We start from the raw sequence: 17,586 nt of genomic DNA on the forward strand, positions 1-17,586 counted from the left end.
CGATAGCGGCGGGTCAGCCACATTGAAGTTGGCTGATCTACCGCTATCGCGAGCAAGCTCGCTCCCACAGGGGATTGCAGCGCACAAACAAAAACGCCCCGATCATCACTGATCGGGGCGTTTTTTATGGCCGTTACCGCAGTCAAGCGGCGATCGACACCTTGAGCTTGTTCATCGCGCTCTTCTCAAGCTGGCGAATTCGCTCGGCCGACACGTTGTACTTCTGCGCCAGGTCGTGCAGCGTGGCTTTTTCCTCGGCCAGCCAGCGCTGGTAGAGGATGTCGCGGCTGCGCTCGTCCAGCACTTCCAGGGCTTCGTGCAGGTTGGTGTTGGAGTTGTCGCTCCAGTCGGCGTCTTCCAGTTGACGCGCCGGGTCGTACCGGTGGTCTTCCAGATAGTTGGCCGGCGATTGGAAAGCGCTGTCGTCGTCCGCTTCGGCGGCCGGGTCGAAGGCCATGTCATGGCCGGTCAGGCGGCTTTCCATCTCGCGCACTTCCCGAGGCTCTACGCCGAGGCTTTCGGCGACACGATGGACTTCTTCGTTGTTCAGCCAGGCCAGGCGTTTCTTCTGGCTGCGCAGGTTGAAGAACAGCTTGCGCTGGGCCTTGGTGGTCGCGACTTTCACGATGCGCCAGTTGCGCAGGATGAACTCGTGGATTTCCGCCTTGATCCAGTGCACTGCAAACGACACCAGGCGCACGCCCATTTCCGGGTTGAAACGCTTGACTGCCTTCATCAGGCCGACGTTGCCTTCCTGGATCAGGTCGGCCTGGGCCAGCCCGTAGCCGGAATAGCTGCGAGCGATATGTACGACAAAACGCAGGTGGGCGAGCACCATCTGCCGAGCCGCCTCAAGATCCTGCTCATAATAGAGACTCTCGGCCAGTTCACGCTCCTGCTCGGGGGTCAGCAATGGAATGCTGTTGACCGTGTGCACATAGGCCTCCAGGTTCGCACCCGGGACCAGAGCATAAGCAGGTTGCAAAGAAGTGGTCATACGAAAAAACCTCCGACTCACATAACTCGTGCAGTTCAGCACTGCGAAAATTGACCGGGAACCCTAGGACAAGTTCCCACAAAAGCTGAAAGGTCAATACACGCAAAAAAACACTTATTTTGGCGCAAGCTCACGCAAGTGGCGTGCGACCGCAATCCATGCACCGATATAACCCAACAGCACCGCGCCAAGCAAGAGCGACAGACCGTCGGCGACTGGCACGCCGGCCAGCGAAAAATCACTGCCGTACAAACCGGCCAACCCTGTTACCGCATCGTTCAACCAGTCCAGGCCGAACGCCAATACACCCCAGGACAGAATCCCGGCACCGAAGCCATACAGCGCGCCCATATAAAGGAAGGGCCTGCGTACATAACTGTCCGTACCGCCAACGAGTTTAATCACTTCTATCTCGGTGCGGCGGTTTTCAATATGAAGACGAATGGTATTGCCTATCACCAAAAGTAATGCAGAAACCAAAAGCACCGTCAGACCGAAGACAAACCGGTCGCCGAGCTTGAGGATCGCCGCAAGACGCTCGACCCAGACTAGATCAAGTTGCGCCTGTTGTACCTTCGGCAACTCGGAAAGTCTTTGTCTTAATGCTTCAAGGGTCGGCTTGTCGACCTCATTCGGCGTCACCAGCACCACGCCCGGCAACGGGTTCTCCGGCAGTTCCTTGAGGGCTTCGCCCAGGCCGGACTGCTGCTGGAATTCTTCAAGCGCCTGCTCGCGCCCGATGTATTCGGCATCGGCCACGCCCGGCATGGCCTTGATCTGCTCGCGCAACGCCTGGCCTTCGCCGGGGCTTGCGTCCATCTGCAGGTACAGTGAAATCTGCGCCGCGCGCTGCCAGGAGCCGCCCAGGCGCTCCACATTACTTAGCAATAATGACAGGCCCATGGGCAGGCTCAGCGCAACCGCCATGACCATGCAGGTAAAGAAGCTGCCGATGGGTTGCTTGCCCAGGCGCCGCAGGCTGTCCAGCAGGCTGGCGCGATGGCTTTCGATCCAGGCGCGCAGCAGTGTGGCGAAGTCCGGGCCGTCGTCATCGTCGCGCTTTTTCTTTTGCGGCTGCGGATCGGAGGCCTTCGGGGCCACGCGTTCGGCCACTTTCGGGCTGCGGGTCGCACTCATACGCCGGCCTCCCCGTCACCGATCAATCGACCGCGCTGCAAGGTGAGCATGCGGTGACGCATACGGGCGATCAAGGCCAGGTCGTGACTGGCGATCAGCACACTGGTGCCCAGGCGGTTGATGTCTTCGAATACGCCCATGATTTCCGCCGCCAGGCGCGGGTCGAGGTTACCGGTGGGTTCGTCCGCCAGCAGCAAGGCCGGGCGATGGACGATGGCGCGGGCGATGCCGACGCGCTGCTGCTGGCCGGTGGACAGGTCGCCTGGGTACAGGTCGGTCTTGTCCGACAGGGCCACACGCTCCAGGGCCGAGTCCACGCGCTTGATGATCTCGGCCTTGGACAACCCGAGGATTTGCAACGGCAATGCCACGTTGTTGAACACCGTGCGATCGAACAGCAACTGGTGATTCTGGAACACCACGCCGATCTGCCGTCGCAGGTAGGGGATCTGGGCATTGCTGATGGTGCTCAGGTCCTGGCCAGCCAGCAGCAGTTTGCCGGTGGAGGGCCGCTCCATCGCCAGCAGCAGGCGCAGCAAGGTACTTTTACCGGCGCCGGAATGGCCGGTGACAAACAGAAACTCGCCCCGACGGACCCGAAAGCTCAGCTCATGCAAGCCGACGTGACCGTTCGGATAGCGTTTACCGACCTGTTCGAAACGAATCATGAATGCTCCCGTTCGGCAAACAGTGCCTGGACAAAGGGCTCGGCTTCAAAGGAGCGCAAGTCGTCGATGCCTTCACCCACGCCGATATAGCGAATGGGCAGGCCGAACTGCTTGGCCAGGGCGAAAATCACCCCGCCCTTGGCGGTGCCGTCGAGCTTGGTCAGGGCCAGGCCGGTCAGTTCGACGGTCTGGTTGAATTGCTTGGCCTGGTTGATGGCGTTCTGGCCGGTCCCGGCGTCCAGCACCAGCAGCACTTCGTGGGGTGCGTCGGCGTCGAGCTTGCCGATCACCCGGCGCACCTTCTTCAATTCTTCCATCAGGTTGTCTTTGGTGTGCAGGCGACCGGCGGTGTCGGCGATCAGCACGTCGATGCCACGGGCCTTGGCGGCCTGCACGGCGTCGAAGATCACCGAAGCGGAATCGGCGCCGGTGTGCTGGGCGATCACCGGGATCTTGTTGCGCTCGCCCCACACTTGCAGCTGTTCGACCGCGGCCGCGCGGAAGGTGTCGCCCGCCGCCAGCATGACTTTCTTGCCTTCGAGCTGCAGCTTCTTGGCCAGCTTGCCGATGGTGGTGGTCTTGCCGGCGCCGTTGACGCCGACGACCAGGATCACGAACGGCTTGTTCTGCGAGGCGATCACCAGCGGCTTTTCCACCGGCTTGAGCAGGCTGGTCAGCTCGCCCTGCAGGGATTTGTACAGGGCGTCGGCGTCGGTCAGCTGCTTGCGCGCGACTTTCTGGGTCAGGCTCTGGATGATCACCGAGGTGGCCTCGACACCAACATCGGCGGTCAGCAGGCGAGTCTCGATGTCTTCCAACAATTCGTCGTCGATGACTTTCTTGCCCAGGAACAGGCTCGCCATGCCTTCGCCGATGCTGGCGCTGGTCTTGGACAGGCCCTGCTTGAGGCGGGCGAAGAAGCCGACCTTGTTTTCCTCGGCGCTACGGACGGGCTCGACGGGGGCAACGGTTTGCGCTACAGCAGGTGCCGGCTCGGGTGCGGCAGGCGCAACCACGGGGGCAACGACGGCGGCTGGCGGCTCAATGACAGCGTCGACGACGGGCGCCTCGACAACCTGCGTCGGCGCTGGAATCGGCGGGGTGATATGGGGCGCCGCTTCCTCGACCAGCGCAACCGGCTCTTCCGCCACCGGCAAGGTCAACCAGGGGGTTGGCTCGACGGGCGGGGTCAGCGGTTGCTCGGCCACCGGCTCAGCAACAGTCTCAGGCTCGACCGGTTGCAGCACTGGCTCGGCAATCGGCAGGACGATGGGCGCGGTTTCTTCGACCACTGCCTCGGCGGCGGGCTCAGGCAGCGGTTGTGGCTGTTCGACGACGGTTTCCTGCGGCTTCTTGCGCAGCCATCCGAACAGGCCTTTTTTCTCGCCAGCCGCAGCTGGGGTCTTCTTGTCGTCGTTGGAACCAAACATGGAGGACGGCTATCTCACGGTAGCGAAGCGCCACAAGGGCGCCTCGGTGATAAATATTCAATGCTGAACAGACTGCGTTTCATCCAGCTTGTTCACGCGCAACATTTTGTCGAGACGTCCCAAGGACACCCCAAAGTCGATTTTTTCGAAGGACTGGTACGGCATCATCGGCGAAAACGCCGGGATCAACGAGCAAACCCGATGTTTCTCCGGGGAACCCAGACAACCCCGGGCCGATAAAAGGCCCGATAGGCGTGGCCGCCAGTAAAACGGACCGTTATCCTAGCACCCTCTCGCCCGCCGACGCTAAGACCTAGCGGGCAATCCAACAGGTTTAAACACGAATGAATGCTCTTGCCCGCCGCGCCGCAGGCCTGCTGCTCAGCACAGTTTGTCTGCCCTTTTCAGCCTTGGCTGCCGACCCACAACCCACCCACGAATTTACCCTCGACAACGGCCTGAAGGTCGTCGTGCGCGAAGACCATCGTGCGCCGGTGGTGGTCTCCCAGGTCTGGTACAAGGTTGGCTCCAGCTACGAGACGCCAGGCCAGACCGGTTTGTCCCACGCCCTTGAGCACATGATGTTCAAAGGCAGCGAAAAAGTCGGTCCCGGCGAAGCGTCGCTGATCCTGCGCGACCTCGGTGCCGAAGAGAACGCCTTCACCAGCGATGACTTCACCGCCTATTACCAGGTACTGGCCCGCGACCGCCTGGGCGTGGCCTTCGAGCTGGAAGCCGACCGCATGGCCAGCCTGCGCCTGCCGCCGGAGGAGTTCAGCCGCGAGATCGAGGTGATCAAGGAAGAGCGCCGCATGCGCACCGACGACAAGCCCATGTCCAAGGCCTACGAGCGCTTCAAGGCCATGGCTTACCCGGCCAGCGGCTACCACACGCCGACCATCGGCTGGATGGCCGACCTGGACCGGATGACTGTCGAGGAGCTGCGTCACTGGTACGAATCCTGGTACACCCCGAACAACGCGACCCTGGTGGTGGTCGGCGACGTGAAGCCGGACGAGGTCAAGTCCCTGGCCCAGCGCTATTTCGGCCCGATTGCACGGCGCGCGGTGCCGGTCGCGAAAATCCCCCTGGAGCTGGCCGAACCCGGCGAGCGCCAGATCACCCTGCATGTGCAGACCCAACTGCCCAGCGTGATGCTGGCCTTCAATGTGCCCAGCCTCGCCACCGCCACGGACAAAACGTCGGTCAACGCCCTGCGGCTGATCTCGGCCCTGTTGGACGGCGGCTACAGCGGGCGGATCCCGACCCAGCTGGAGCGCGGCGAGGAGTTGGTGTCCGGCGGTTCGTCGAGCTACGACGCCTACACCCGTGGCGACACGCTGTTCACGTTGTCGGCGACGCCCAACACGCAGAAAAACAAAACCATCGCCCAGGCCGAAGCCGGTCTGTGGCGCTTGCTTGAACAGTTGAAAACCACCGCGCCGACAGCCCAGGAGCTGGAGCGTGTGCGTGCCCAGGTCATCGCCGGCCTGGTCTATGAGCGCGACTCGATCACCAGCCAGGCCACCGCCATCGGCCAGTTGGAGACCGTCGGTTTGTCCTGGAAGCTGATGGACACCGAACTCGCTGAACTGCAAAGCGTGACCCCGCAAGATATCCAGAAGGCAGCCCAGCTGTATTTCACCCGCTCGCGCCTGAGCGTTGCGCATGTCCTGCCCGAGGAGAAAGCTCATGAGTGAGCGCAAATCACGGCGCCTGGTATTGATCGGCCTGGCGCTCATCGTCTTGGCCGGTTCCCTGGCGTTCTATCTGTCGCCGTCCACCGACGTCACCGCCAGCCAGGCGTTGGATAACGCCAAGTCCGGCAACAAGCTGCAATCGTTGGCGGAACTGGACGGCAAGGCCCCCAGCCACCGCCAGCTCGACGTGCAGACCTGGAAAACCGCCGACGGCGCCAAGGTGCTGTTCGTCGAGGCCCGGGAATTACCCATGTTCGACCTGCGCCTGACCTTCGCCGCCGGCAGCAGCCAGGACGGCGACGCTCCCGGCCTCGCGCTGCTGACCAACGCCATGCTCAACGAAGGCGTGGCCGGCAAGGACGTCAGCGCCATTGCCCAAGGCTTTGAAAGCCTCGGTGCAGACTTCGGCAACGGCGCCTACCGTGACATGGCCGTGGCGTCCCTGCGCAGCCTCAGCGCAGCCGACAAGCGTGAGCCGGCATTGCAGCTGTTCGCCGAAGTCGTCGGCAAACCGACCTTCCCTGCCGACTCCTTCGCCCGCATCAAGAACCAGATGCTCGCCGGTTTCGAATACCAGAAGCAGAACCCGGGCAAACTGGCCGGCCTGGAACTGATGAAGCGCCTGTACGGCGATCATCCTTATGCCCATTCCAGCGACGGCAGCGCCGAGAGCATTCCACCGATCACCCTGGCCCAGGCCCGGGCTTTCCACGCCAAGGCCTACGCCGCCGGCAACGCAGTGATTGCGCTGGTGGGGGATTTGTCCCGCGCCGAAGCCGAAGCGGTTGCCAACCAGGTGTCCAGCGCGCTGCCCAAAGGCCCGGCCCTGGCGAAAACGCCGGCACCGGTGGAGCCGAAGGCAAGCATTGGCCACATCGAATTCCCGTCCAAGCAGACCAACCTGATGCTCGCCCAACTGGGCATCGACCGCGACGATCCGGACTATGCCGCCGTGTCCCTGGGCAACCAGATCCTCGGCGGTGGCGGCTTCGGCACTCGGCTGATGACCGAGGTGCGGGAAAAGCGCGGTCTGACCTACGGCGTGTATTCCGGCTTCACGCCAATGCAGGCCCGCGGCCCGTTCATGATCAATCTGCAGACCCGCGCGGAGATGAGCGAAGGCACCTTGAAACTGGTGCAGGACGTGTTCGCCGACTACCTCAAGAACGGTCCCACCCAGAAAGAACTCGACGACGCCAAGCGTGAGTTGTCCGGCAGTTTCCCGCTGTCCACCGCCAGCAATGCCGACATCGTCGGCCAGCTCGGCGCCATGGGTTTCTATGACTTGCCGCTGAGCTACCTGGAGGACTTCATGCGCCAGTCCCAGGAGCTGACGGTCGAGCAGGTCAAGGCCGCGCTGAACAAGCACCTGAGCACCGACAAAATGGTCATCGTCACCGCTGGCCCGAGCGTGCCGCAAAAGCCGCTGCCGCCCCCCACTGACAAACCTGCCGAGCAGCCGCTCGGGGTTCCGGAGCACTAATGGCCCGCCCATCGAATTCCAGCAAGAAACCCGTGCACAACGGTGTGAACCAGTTGCGCATCATCGGCGGCGAATGGCGCAGCCGGCGCTTGAGCTTCCCGGACGCCCCGGGCCTGCGCCCCACTCCCGACCGCGTGCGCGAAACCCTGTTCAACTGGCTCGCGCCCTATGTAGCGGGTGCCCGGGTGCTCGACCCGTTCGCCGGCAGCGGCGCACTGTTTCTCGAGGCCCTGTCCCGTGGCGCCGCCATGGGCCAGGCGCTGGACGCCAGCAACCTGGCGGTCTCCAGCCTGAAAGAACACTTGGGCACCCTGCGCTGCACCGTCGGCCAGGTGCAAACCGCCGACGCGCTGCGCTACCTGGACAGCCAACCGGCGACGCCTTTCGACCTGGTGTTCCTCGACCCGCCTTTCAACCAGAACCTGTTGCCGGCCGTTTGTGCATTGCTTGAAGACCGGCAATGGCTGGCCGAGGACGCCTGGGTCTACACCGAAAGTGAGACGGCGCCCTCGACACTCGGCCTGCCGAGCGGCTGGCGCCTGCATCGCGAGCAGAAATCCGGCCGGGTCTTCTACGCACTGTGGCAACGCACCGCTGGAACAGTTGCCCCTGTCTGAACCGAAGAACGCTTCAAAGGTGCGATACATAGTTACCGCACTTCGCCATCTCGAAAACGCCACAGTGAATGACACAACTTTGTAAATCACTGAGGGCAATTCACTCATGGACATTTTGCGCAGCAGGATGCTGCTTTTCTTCGGGTTGGCACCGCTAATGGCGGTAGCCGACTCCCCACCCACGCATGAATTTACCTTGGACAATGGCTTGAAGGTGGTCGTACGCGAAGATCATCGTGCGCCACTGGTCAACTCGCAGCTCTGGTTCAAGGTTGGCTCAGCCGATGAAGCGCCGGGCCGTTCGGGGCTGTCTCATGCACTGGAACACATGGTCTACAAGGGAAGTAGCAAGGTTTGCGCGGGCGAAGCCATGTCGATCCTCGGCACCCTGGGCGCCGCGTACAATGCGTTTACCGGCGAAGATTTCACCGTCCATCATCAAACCCTGGAGCCCCGGTATCTGAGTGTCGCGTTCGAGTTGATGGCCGACCTCATGTCGACTGCCCATCTGCGCGCGGAGGATTGGGTGCCCGAAATTGCGACCATTCGTGAAGAGAGGCGCGAGGGCGAAGATCAGCCTGAGATGCTGGCACGGGAGCGTTTCCTTAGCCTGGCCCATCTTTCCAGTGGCTATCGCACGCCCACCATCGGCTGGATGCACGATCTGCACCGTCTGGACGTCGCCGACCTTCGCGACTGGTATCAAACCCGCTATGCGCCCGGCAACGCTGTACTGGTCGTGGTGGGCGATGTCACGCTAGAACAGGTCAAATCGTCGGCGCAGCGCTACTTCGGTGTGCTGGAAGCCCGCCCTTTCACTGCGCCGCGCACACCGCTGGAACTGGACCGACCGGGGGAACGCAGGCTCATGCTCACCGTTCCCAGCACCCATTCCGAGTTGCTGATGGCATTTAATGTCCCAGCGCTGCTCACCGCCGAATCCCCACGGACCGTGCATGCCCTGCGCTTGCTCCAGGTGTTGCTGGCAGGCTCAAATAGCGCCCGGCTACAAGCGCAGCTTCAATTCAAGGCTCCGCTGTTCTCCAGCGTGTTCTCCGAGTACATATGGCTGGGACGTGGCGACAGTCTTCTGTTGATCGACGCAAACCTCACCAACGCCTACACCGGTTCGCTCGATGACGCCGAGGCGCGTGTGTGGCAAGAGCTGGAGAAGCTGCGCCTCCATCCCCCCGCCCCTGATGAGCTCGAGCGAGCTCGCACGCAACTGATCGCGCAGAATATCTACAGCCAGGATTCGATAGAAGGACAAGCTCATTACCTCGGTGCCCTGGTGAGCAGCGGCCTGCCTTGGCGATTGATGGATGAAGAAATCGCCGAGCTGAAAGCAGTAACCCCTGAAGATATCCAACAGACAGCCGCGACGTATCTGACCCGGGATCGCATGTCCATCGCTCACGTCCACGGGGGCCAAACCGATGAATAAATCAGCCCACCCTATCCGCCAGGCGCTGCTCGGCATCGCACTGCTGGGCCATTTCATACCCACCCTGGTCTTTGCCGATAGCGTGCCGGGCGGCTCCGCCGGGCGTCTGCAATCGCTGCTTGAACCGGACAATATCGCGTCCAAACCGCGCCCACTATCCATCAAGGGCTGGAAGACTACGTCAGGCAGCAAAGTGCTGTTCATCCGCACAACGGCGTCGCCCATGTTCGATATCCATGTCAGCTTCGACGCGGGAAGCGTCCGAAGCAATACTCCCGGTCTCGCCGCCGTCACCTTCAGCATGATCAACGAAGGCACGCCGGGTAAGGAAAACCATCAGGCAATCATCGAGACCGTCCAGGCCCTGGGCGCGCAACTCGACATGCATATAGATAGCCAGCGCAGTGCATTCTCCCTGCGTAGTTTGAGCGCAGTGGAAAAGAGCAGCCCTGCCCTGCAACTGTTTTCGCAAATGCTGGGCAAGCCATTGCTCAGCGATGAAGCATTAGCGAGGGTAAAAAACGAGTCGAACGACATACTGCTGCACGAAAAACGGAACCCGCAAAAAATCGTGACCCAACGTCTCAAGGAACAACTGGCTCCCCAGACACCCTATGCTCAGCCGGTGTTTACCACGAACGATGCACTGACACGCCAGGCGGTACAGGACTTCCATCGGCAAGCCTACTCGGCACGAAGCGCGCAAATCACCCTGGTGGGCGACCTCACGCTGGAACAGGCCCAACTGATCAGCCGGCAGATCAGCGATGCCTTGCCCCACACCACCCTGGCCAGCCCCAACGCGACCTCACTGGCAGGCACGCCGAGGACCAGCCATATCGAGCGCGCGGACCAACAAACTCAACTTCTGCTTGCCCAGCTCAGCGTGTCCAATAAACATGTCGACTACCCCGCGCTGGATGCGGCAACCAGAATCCTTGAAACACGGCTGATGACCGAGCTGAGGGAGAAGCGCGGCCTGGTGTATGGCGCCGATATCCAACACTGGGGCTGGATCGATAACGGCGTGACGGTCATTACCCTTCGGACCAGTCCGAAATTCAGCCAAGGCACTCAGGGATTGATACGTTCAATGTTCAATGACTATTTGCGCGACGGACCCACGCAGCAGGAACTTGACCAACTGAAACGCCGGATGCAAAGCTCGAACGCTCACAACAGCACCAACAATGCGCAGATTCTTCACCGGCTGGTCGAAATCAATCGATACGACCTGCCCCTGGACCTGGATTACAGCGCCCAGCAAATGCAACGCCTGTCGCTCAAGCAGATCAAGGACGCACTGAACCGGCACTTAGCAGACGACCGCTGGCATGTGGTGACGGTAGGCCCCACGGTTGAGCAGCAACCCTTGCCATTGCCCGTACCGCCGTCGGCCGGCGCAATCTCTGCGCATTCGTGCCCCGCTGCGCAGACGGTTGAAGCCAGTTAGACTCACACAGCACCAGGCGCAGCTTTGCGCCTGGTGCCTATGCTTGAATGACAGGATCAGACGTGCGTGCAGACTCCCATGTCCAGCCAAACATTTACACCGGCCTTCGGCCTGACCAATCCCCACCTGCAGACGCTATGGGGGCCATTGTGGCGAAAATTGTCCCCCATCAGTCGTGAACGTGAGCGGCTTTGGCTGCAAGACGGTGATTTCCTCGACCTTGACTGGCATGGCCCCCACAGCGCCGAGGCGCCATTGGTGCTGGTGCTGCACGGGCTGACCGGCTCTTCCAATTCGCCTTACGTGGCCGGGCTGCAACAGGCCCTTGCTCGCCAGGGCTGGGCCAGTGTGGCCTTGAACTGGCGTGGCTGCTCGGGTGAGCCGAACCTGCTACCTCGCAGCTACCACTCGGGCGCCAGCGAAGACCTGGCCGCCGCCATCACCCACTTGCGCGCCCGACGACCCTTGGCGCCACTGTTTGCGGTGGGTTATTCACTGGGCGGCAATGTGCTGCTCAAGCACTTGGGGGAAACCGGCCGCGACAGCCAGTTGCAAGGGGCGGTGGCGGTCTCGGTGCCGTTTCGCCTCGACCAGTGCGCCGATCGCATCGGCCAGGGATTCTCCAGGTTCTACCAGGCGCATTTCATGCGCCAGCTCGTGGCCTATGTGCGCAACAAGCAACGCCAGTTCCAGCACGACGGACGCCACGAAGGCCTGGCGACCCTGGCAGCGCTTGGCCCGTTGGAAAACATGCGCACCTTCTGGGACTTTGACGGCCGGGTGACCGCGCCGCTGCACGGGTTCTCCGATGCCGCGGATTACTACCGCCGTGCCTCCAGCCGTTATTTCATGGCCGGCATCAGCACGCCGACCCTGGTCATCCAGGCCGCCGACGATCCTTTTGTGTTTCCTCACAGCTTGCCAGAACCGGACGAATTATCCGCCTCGACCCGGATTGAACTGCACGCCCAGGGCGGACATGTGGGGTTTGTCGACGGAACCCTGCGGCGCCCGGGGTATTACCTGGAGCGGCGGATTCCCGATTGGCTGGCCAGCCTGGGGCAAGGGTGAGCATGAGGAAGTTTACAGCCCACACAAATCCCCTGTGGGAGCGAGCAAGCTCGCTCCCACAGTTTTCCGGGGGGGACTTTATTCGCCCTTCGCCACGCCCCGCTGGGGATCATTGATCCACTCACTCCACGAGCCGGCGTACAGCCTTCCCAACGGGTAGCCTGCCAGGCACAAGGCAAACAGGTTATGGCACGCCGTCACGCCGGAGCCGCAATAGGCCACCAGATCGGTGGGCGAGCGCTCGCCCAGTTTTTCGGCGAAGCGCTGCTTGAGCTGGTCGGCCGGCAAGAAGCGGCCATCGGCGCCCAGGTTGTCGGTGAACGCCGCGCATTGGGCGCCCGGGATATGCCCGGCCACCGGATCGATCGGCTCGACTTCACCTTTGAAACGCGGCAACGCCCGGGCATCCAGCAGGGTCATGTCCGCTTGGCCGAGGCGCTGTTGCAGCGCTTGGGCATTGAGTACCAAGCCGGCATCCGGCGTCCCGCTGAAAGTCCCACGACTGTTCTGTGGCGGATCCAGGCTCAAAGGCAAGCCGGCGGCGTGCCAGGCCTTGAGCCCACCGTCGAGGATGTACACGCCATCGCGCTTGCCCAGCCAGGCCAGCAACCACCAGGCCCGCGCGGCATAGGCGCCGGGACCGTCGTCGTAGAGCACGACATCGCTATCGTTATCGATCCCCCAGGCCTTGAAGCGCTCGATCAAGGCCTCGGGCTCGGGCAGCGGATGACGCCCGGTCACGCCTTTGGTCACCGCCCCGCTCAGGTCGCGCTCAAGGTCCGCGAACGACGCATCGGCGATATGGCCCTCGGCATAACTGCGCGGACCATAATCGGGGTCTTCCAGGGCAAAACGGCAATCGAGGATGACCAGCCCTGGCTGTGATCGCCGCTCTTCGAGGGCTTGAGGGCTGATGAGTTGCGCAATGGGCATGGTGAACTCCTGTGGCTAAGTCGGGGATCAGTCCTGCTGCCCTTCCTCCAGGGTCTGGGCCAGGGGGACGTAATATTCTTTGAACAATGCATCCACCTCTTCGCGGGCCTGATCGGTCACGAAACCGGCCTCCAGCACCAGCACCTGATACACGCCACGCTTGATGGCCTGCTCGCTCAGGTGGCTGAAGTTTTCCCGCGTGGTGCACAAAAATCGCACCCAGGAGGTGAGGATGATCCAGGCATTGAGGGTCAGGGACTCGATCTGCACCCGGTCCATCTTCAGGATGCCGGCGGCAACGAAGCCTTCATAAATAGCAGTGCCGTGGATCAGGCTGCGCTGGGAAAACCGTCGATAGCGCGCCGCAAGGTCCGGATCGCTGTCGAGCAGATGTTCCAGGTCCCGGTGCAGAAAACGGTAGCGCCACATGGCCGCCAGCAGCTCCTGCAAATAGAAGCGCTTGTCCTCCACCGTGGCCGCACGGCCCTGGGGCGGGCGCAAGAAGCTGTCCACCAGGTCCTCATATTCACTGAACAAAACGGCGATGATCGCCTGCTTGTTGGGGAAGTGGTAATAGAGGTTGCCAGGGGACATGTCCATGTGGGCAGCAATGTGGTTGGTGCTGACGCTACGCTCGCCTTGCTGATTGAACAGCTCGAGGCTGTTTTGCACGATGCGCTCGCTGGTTTTCATTCGTGGGGCCATGGTTTGGGCTTTAATTCGACGAAGGCATTGATCGGCATCTTACGACCTATCGGTCACAGGAAAAACCCATCGCCGTTACGGATGCCATTGACTTTCTAGAGTATAAGCTCTAAAAAACATCCACTCTAATAATATCCGGTACCCGACGATGCCTGCCGACGTTGCCTACCTGCACGAGTCTCAACAACAACTGGACGAGCTGCGGTCGCTCTTCGATGCCCAGCGCCAGGCCTACACCGTCCAACCGATGCCACCGGCCGAACAACGCCGACAATGGCTCAAGGCATTGCGCGAGGTGTTGAGCAACGAACGACAAGCCCTGATCGACGCCATCAGCCAGGATTTCAGCCACCGCAGCGCCGACGAAACACTGCTGGCTGAGCTAATGCCAAGCCTGCACGGCATCCATTACGCCAGCCGGCATCTGCAGGGCTGGATGAAACCCTCGCGGCGCAAGGTCGGCATGGCCTTCCAGCCGGCCTCGGCCAAAGTGGTGTACCAGCCGCTGGGCGTGGTCGGGGTCATCGTGCCGTGGAACTACCCGCTGTTTTTGGCCATGGGGCCGCTGACGGGAGCGCTGGCGGCGGGCAACCGGGTGATGCTCAAGCTCAGCGAATCGACACCGGCGACCGGCTTGCTGCTCAAGCAATTGCTGGCCCGGGTCTTTCCCCAGGACCTGGTCTGCGTGGTGCTTGGCGAAGCGGAGGTCGGCATGGCGTTCTCCAAGCTGCCCTTCGATCACCTGCTGTTCACCGGCGCCACCAGCATCGGCAAGCATGTCATGCGTGCCGCTGCCGAAAACCTGACCCCGGTCACCCTCGAGCTGGGCGGAAAGTCACCGGCCATCGTATCTATCGACGTGCCACTCAAGGACGCCGCCGAACGCATCGCTTTCGGCAAGACCCTGAATGCCGGGCAAACCTGTGTCGCTCCGGATTACGTGCTGGTGCCGCAGAACCGCGTCGGCGAGTTCGTCGAGGCGTATCGCGAGGCGGTTCGCGGGTTTTATCCGACCCTGGCGAACAACCCGGACTACACCGCAATCATCAACGAACGGCAGCTGGCGCGGCTCAACGGCTACATCAGCGACGCCACCAGCAAGGGCGCGCTGCTGATCGAACTGTTCGACCAGGGGCAGGACCGCCGCATGGCCCACAGCCTGCTGCTCAACGTCAGCGATGAAATGACCGTCATGCAGGACGAGATCTTCGGCCCACTGCTGCCCATCGTGCCCTATGAGCATCTGGACCAGGCGTTTGCCTACATCAATCAGCGACCCCGCCCGCTGGCGCTCTACTACTTCGGCTACAACAAGGCCGAACAGAATCGCGTGCTCCACGAAACCCATTCCGGCGGCGTCTGCTTGAACGACACGCTGCTGCATGTCGCCCAGGACGACCTGCCGTTCGGCGGCATCGGCCCCTCCGGAATGGGGCATTACCACGGGCATGAAGGTTTCCTGACCTTCAGCAAGGCCAAGGGCGTGCTGACCAAACAGCGATTCAACGCCGCGAAGCTGATTTATCCGCCCTACGGCAAGCCTTTGCAGAAACTGATCCAGAAGCTGTTTGTCCGCTGACGCGTCTCTTGCCGGGTAATCACAATAATGAACCCAAGCCTCACCGATACACCCGCGCTGTCACGGCGCGGCCTGCTGAAGTTCAGCCTCGGCGCCAGCGCCTTCCTGGCCACCGTCGGTGTGGGCGCCAGCCTGAGCGGTTGCTCGCCAAGCCAACCGGCCAACGGCCTGGCGGCCCTGCGCGACAGCGACCTGCCATTTTTACGCAGCGTCATCCCCGTGATGCTGGATGGCGCAGTGGCCGTCGGACAGATCCCCGCCGCCACTGACGCGACCCTGCGAAGCCTGGACAGCAGCCTGGCCCACCTGTCCCCCGCCATGCTCAAGCTCACGCGCCAGCTGTTCGACGTGCTCACGCTGGGCATTACCCGCGGGCCACTGACCGGCGTCTGGGGCCCGTGGGAAAACGCCAGCGCCGATGACATCCGCCAGTTCCTCGAACGGTGGGAAAACAGCTCGCTGGACCTGCTGCGACAAGGCCACAGCTCCCTGCTGCAACTGGTGATGATGGCCTGGTACACCCAATCCGAAGCCTGGGCGCACTGCGGCTATCCAGGACCGCCCAAGATTTGAAAGCCAGTGAGATCCTGTGGGAGCGAGCTTGCTCGCGATTGCGGCGTGTCAGTCAATACAGTTGCTGATGATCCGATGCCATCGCGAGCAAGCTCGCTCCCACAGGGGTACCGCAAACTCATAACAATAAGAGAGCCCTGAACATGCCCGTACCCGATCCCTTCCGCGAAGGCCTGGCCCGTGGCTGGACCACCTACAACGGCGCGCAGTTGCCCCAGGACCTGACCCTGGAAGCGGACGTGGCCATCGTCGGCAGCGGTGCTGGCGGCGGCACCACGGCAGAAATTCTGAGCGCCGCCGGCTACCGCGTGTTACTGATCGAGGAAGGTCCGCTCAAGACCAGTCATGACTTCACGCTGCTCGAAGACCAGGCCTACAGCAGCCTGTATCAGGAAGGCCTCGGGCGCATGAGCAAGGACGGCGCCATCACCATTCTCCAGGGCCGGGCCGTCGGTGGCACGACGCTGATCAATTGGACCTCCAGCTTCCGCACACCCGACCAGACCCTCGACCATTGGGCCGCCGAGCACAACGTAAAAGGCCACGGTCGCGCTGAAATGGCGCCCTGGTTTGCACAAATGGAACAACGCCTGGGTGTGGCGCCGTGGTTGGTTCCGCCCAATGCCAACAACGACGTGATCCGCAAAGGTTGTGAGCAACTGGGCTACGCCTGGCACGTCATCCCGCGCAATGTACGCGGCTGCTGGAACCTGGGCTATTGCGGCATGGGCTGCCCGACCAACGCCAAGCAGTCGATGCTGGTCACCACCATCCCGGCCACGCTGGACAAGGGCGGCGCGCTGCTTTACCTGGCGCGGGCCGAGCGTCTGACGATCAAGAACGATGCCGTCATCGGCCTCGAGTGCCAAGCCATGGACGAACGTTGCGTGGCGCCGACCGGGCGGCGCATCACCGTCAAGGCGCGGCACTACGTGCTGGCGGGCGGCGGCATCAATAGCCCCGGATTGCTGCTGCGCTCCGATGCGCCAGACCCGCACCAACGCCTGGGCAAGCGCACCTTCCTGCACTTGGTGAACATGTCCGCCGGGCAATTCGACGAAGTCATCAACCCGTTCTACGGCGCGCCGCAATCGATTTATTCGGATCATTTCCAATGGCAGGACGGCACCACCGGCAAAATGTCCTACAAGCTTGAAGTCCCGCCCTTGCACCCGGCCCTGGCCGCGACGCTATTGGGCGGGTTCGGCCCCGAGAACGCCTTGCACATGTCCCGACTGCCCCACACCCACGCCATGCTGGCGCTGTTGCGCGACGGTTTTCATCCAGACAGCCCCGGCGGCAGTGTCGAGTTGCGCAGCGACGGCACGCCCGTGCTCGATTATCCCGTGACGCCGTATGCTTGGGATGGCTTGCGCCGGGCCTTCCACAGCATGGCCGAGATCCAGTTTGCCGGCGGCGCCAAGGCGGTCTTGCCCTTGCACAACGATGCCCGCTACGTAAAGACCCTGGCCGAAGCCCGCACCCTGATCGATGGACTCGACCTGGCGTTGTACCGCACACGCCTGGGCAGCGCCCACGTGATGGGCGGTTGCGCCATGGGGGAGGACCCGAAAACTGCCGTCACCGACAGCCTTGGCCGCCATCACCAACTGGGTAACCTGTCGATCCATGACGGCTCGCTGTTCCCCACCAGCATCGGTGCCAACCCGCAATTATCGGTGTACGGGCTGACCGCGCAATTGGCGACGGCCCTGGCCGAACGCCTGAAAAACCCATGAATTTGCGGATTATTCGCAGCGTCTATAGTGCTTTCTTACGCAACAGCCGACTTGGCC

Annotated in this window: 15 protein-coding genes; 9 read left to right on the plus strand and 6 right to left on the minus strand. The window is 62.2% G+C overall.

Translation table 11 applies throughout. The features are described 5' to 3' along the window. Positions 1–142: 142 nt before the first annotated feature. From rpoH to ftsY, 4 genes are all read right to left on the minus strand, one after another. Positions 143–997, minus strand: coding sequence for an RNA polymerase sigma factor RpoH (rpoH, locus tag LQ215_RS14300; protein WP_003177476.1), 855 nt, complete (start codon positions 995–997; stop codon positions 143–145). 114 nt (positions 998–1,111) lie between these two features. Continuing rightward, the gene (ftsX, locus tag LQ215_RS14305; RefSeq protein ID WP_230150729.1) at positions 1,112–2,134 is read right to left on the minus strand and encodes a permease-like cell division protein FtsX; all 1,023 of its coding nucleotides are present in this window, start codon (positions 2,132–2,134) and stop codon (positions 1,112–1,114) included. Beyond that, positions 2,131–2,802 carry a cell division ATP-binding protein FtsE gene (gene ftsE, locus LQ215_RS14310; RefSeq protein WP_003177474.1) on the minus strand — a complete coding sequence of 224 codons (672 nt, stop codon included), beginning with the start codon at positions 2,800–2,802 and terminating at the stop codon, positions 2,131–2,133. The genes ftsX and ftsE overlap by 4 nt, the downstream gene beginning before the upstream one ends. After that, complete coding sequence (ftsY, locus tag LQ215_RS14315) at positions 2,799–4,232, minus strand: signal recognition particle-docking protein FtsY (RefSeq protein ID WP_230150732.1); 1,434 nt, start codon at positions 4,230–4,232, stop codon at positions 2,799–2,801. Before ftsY ends, ftsE begins: the two co-directional genes overlap by 4 nt. A gap of 344 nt (positions 4,233–4,576) precedes the next feature. Between ftsY and LQ215_RS14320 the strand changes: the two genes are divergently transcribed. The 6 genes from LQ215_RS14320 to LQ215_RS14345 all read left to right on the plus strand — a co-directional run bounded on the left by LQ215_RS14320 (position 4,577) and on the right by LQ215_RS14345 (position 12,000). Then, positions 4,577–5,932: a M16 family metallopeptidase gene (locus tag LQ215_RS14320; protein ID WP_230150733.1), complete on the plus strand. Its 1,356-nt coding sequence runs from the start codon at positions 4,577–4,579 to the stop codon at positions 5,930–5,932. Then, the gene (locus LQ215_RS14325) at positions 5,925–7,415 is read left to right on the plus strand and encodes a M16 family metallopeptidase (protein ID WP_230150735.1); all 1,491 of its coding nucleotides are present in this window, start codon (positions 5,925–5,927) and stop codon (positions 7,413–7,415) included. Before LQ215_RS14320 ends, LQ215_RS14325 begins: the two co-directional genes overlap by 8 nt. Further along, positions 7,415–8,032, plus strand: coding sequence for a 16S rRNA (guanine(966)-N(2))-methyltransferase RsmD (gene rsmD, locus LQ215_RS14330; RefSeq protein WP_230150737.1), 618 nt, complete (start codon positions 7,415–7,417; stop codon positions 8,030–8,032). The genes LQ215_RS14325 and rsmD overlap by 1 nt, the downstream gene beginning before the upstream one ends. Positions 8,033–8,138: 106 nt before the next feature. Then, positions 8,139–9,476: a M16 family metallopeptidase gene (locus tag LQ215_RS14335; RefSeq protein WP_230150739.1), complete on the plus strand. Its 1,338-nt coding sequence runs from the start codon at positions 8,139–8,141 to the stop codon at positions 9,474–9,476. Then, complete coding sequence (locus LQ215_RS14340; protein WP_230150741.1) at positions 9,469–10,929, plus strand: M16 family metallopeptidase; 1,461 nt, start codon at positions 9,469–9,471, stop codon at positions 10,927–10,929. The genes LQ215_RS14335 and LQ215_RS14340 overlap by 8 nt, the downstream gene beginning before the upstream one ends. A gap of 78 nt (positions 10,930–11,007) precedes the next feature. Next, complete coding sequence (locus LQ215_RS14345; protein ID WP_230150742.1) at positions 11,008–12,000, plus strand: hydrolase; 993 nt, start codon at positions 11,008–11,010, stop codon at positions 11,998–12,000. Between the two features lie 78 nt (positions 12,001–12,078). Here the strand turns inward: LQ215_RS14345 and LQ215_RS14350 are convergent, their stop codons facing one another. Continuing rightward, the gene (locus LQ215_RS14350) at positions 12,079–12,933 is read right to left on the minus strand and encodes a sulfurtransferase (protein ID WP_230150744.1); all 855 of its coding nucleotides are present in this window, start codon (positions 12,931–12,933) and stop codon (positions 12,079–12,081) included. A 27-nt stretch (positions 12,934–12,960) separates the two neighbouring features. After that, positions 12,961–13,638 carry a TetR/AcrR family transcriptional regulator gene (locus LQ215_RS14355; protein ID WP_230150745.1) on the minus strand — a complete coding sequence of 226 codons (678 nt, stop codon included), beginning with the start codon at positions 13,636–13,638 and terminating at the stop codon, positions 12,961–12,963. A gap of 148 nt (positions 13,639–13,786) precedes the next feature. Here LQ215_RS14355 and LQ215_RS14360 point away from each other — a divergent pair, with 148 nt between their 5' ends. The 3 genes from LQ215_RS14360 to LQ215_RS14370 all read left to right on the plus strand — a co-directional run bounded on the left by LQ215_RS14360 (position 13,787) and on the right by LQ215_RS14370 (position 17,529). Next, positions 13,787–15,217, plus strand: coding sequence for a coniferyl aldehyde dehydrogenase (locus LQ215_RS14360; RefSeq protein ID WP_230150747.1), 1,431 nt, complete (start codon positions 13,787–13,789; stop codon positions 15,215–15,217). Between the two features lie 27 nt (positions 15,218–15,244). Next, on the plus strand, positions 15,245–15,790 hold the full coding sequence (locus tag LQ215_RS14365) for a twin-arginine translocation pathway signal protein (RefSeq protein WP_230150749.1): 546 nt from the start codon (positions 15,245–15,247) through the stop codon (positions 15,788–15,790). Positions 15,791–15,933: 143 nt separating this feature from the next. Further along, on the plus strand, positions 15,934–17,529 hold the full coding sequence (locus LQ215_RS14370) for a GMC family oxidoreductase (RefSeq protein WP_230150751.1): 1,596 nt from the start codon (positions 15,934–15,936) through the stop codon (positions 17,527–17,529). The last annotated feature ends 57 nt before the right edge of the window (positions 17,530–17,586 follow it).

This window comes from Pseudomonas brassicacearum, assembly GCF_918698105.1.
In the GTDB taxonomy this organism is placed as follows: Bacteria; Pseudomonadota; Gammaproteobacteria; order Pseudomonadales; family Pseudomonadaceae; genus Aquipseudomonas; species Aquipseudomonas brassicacearum_F.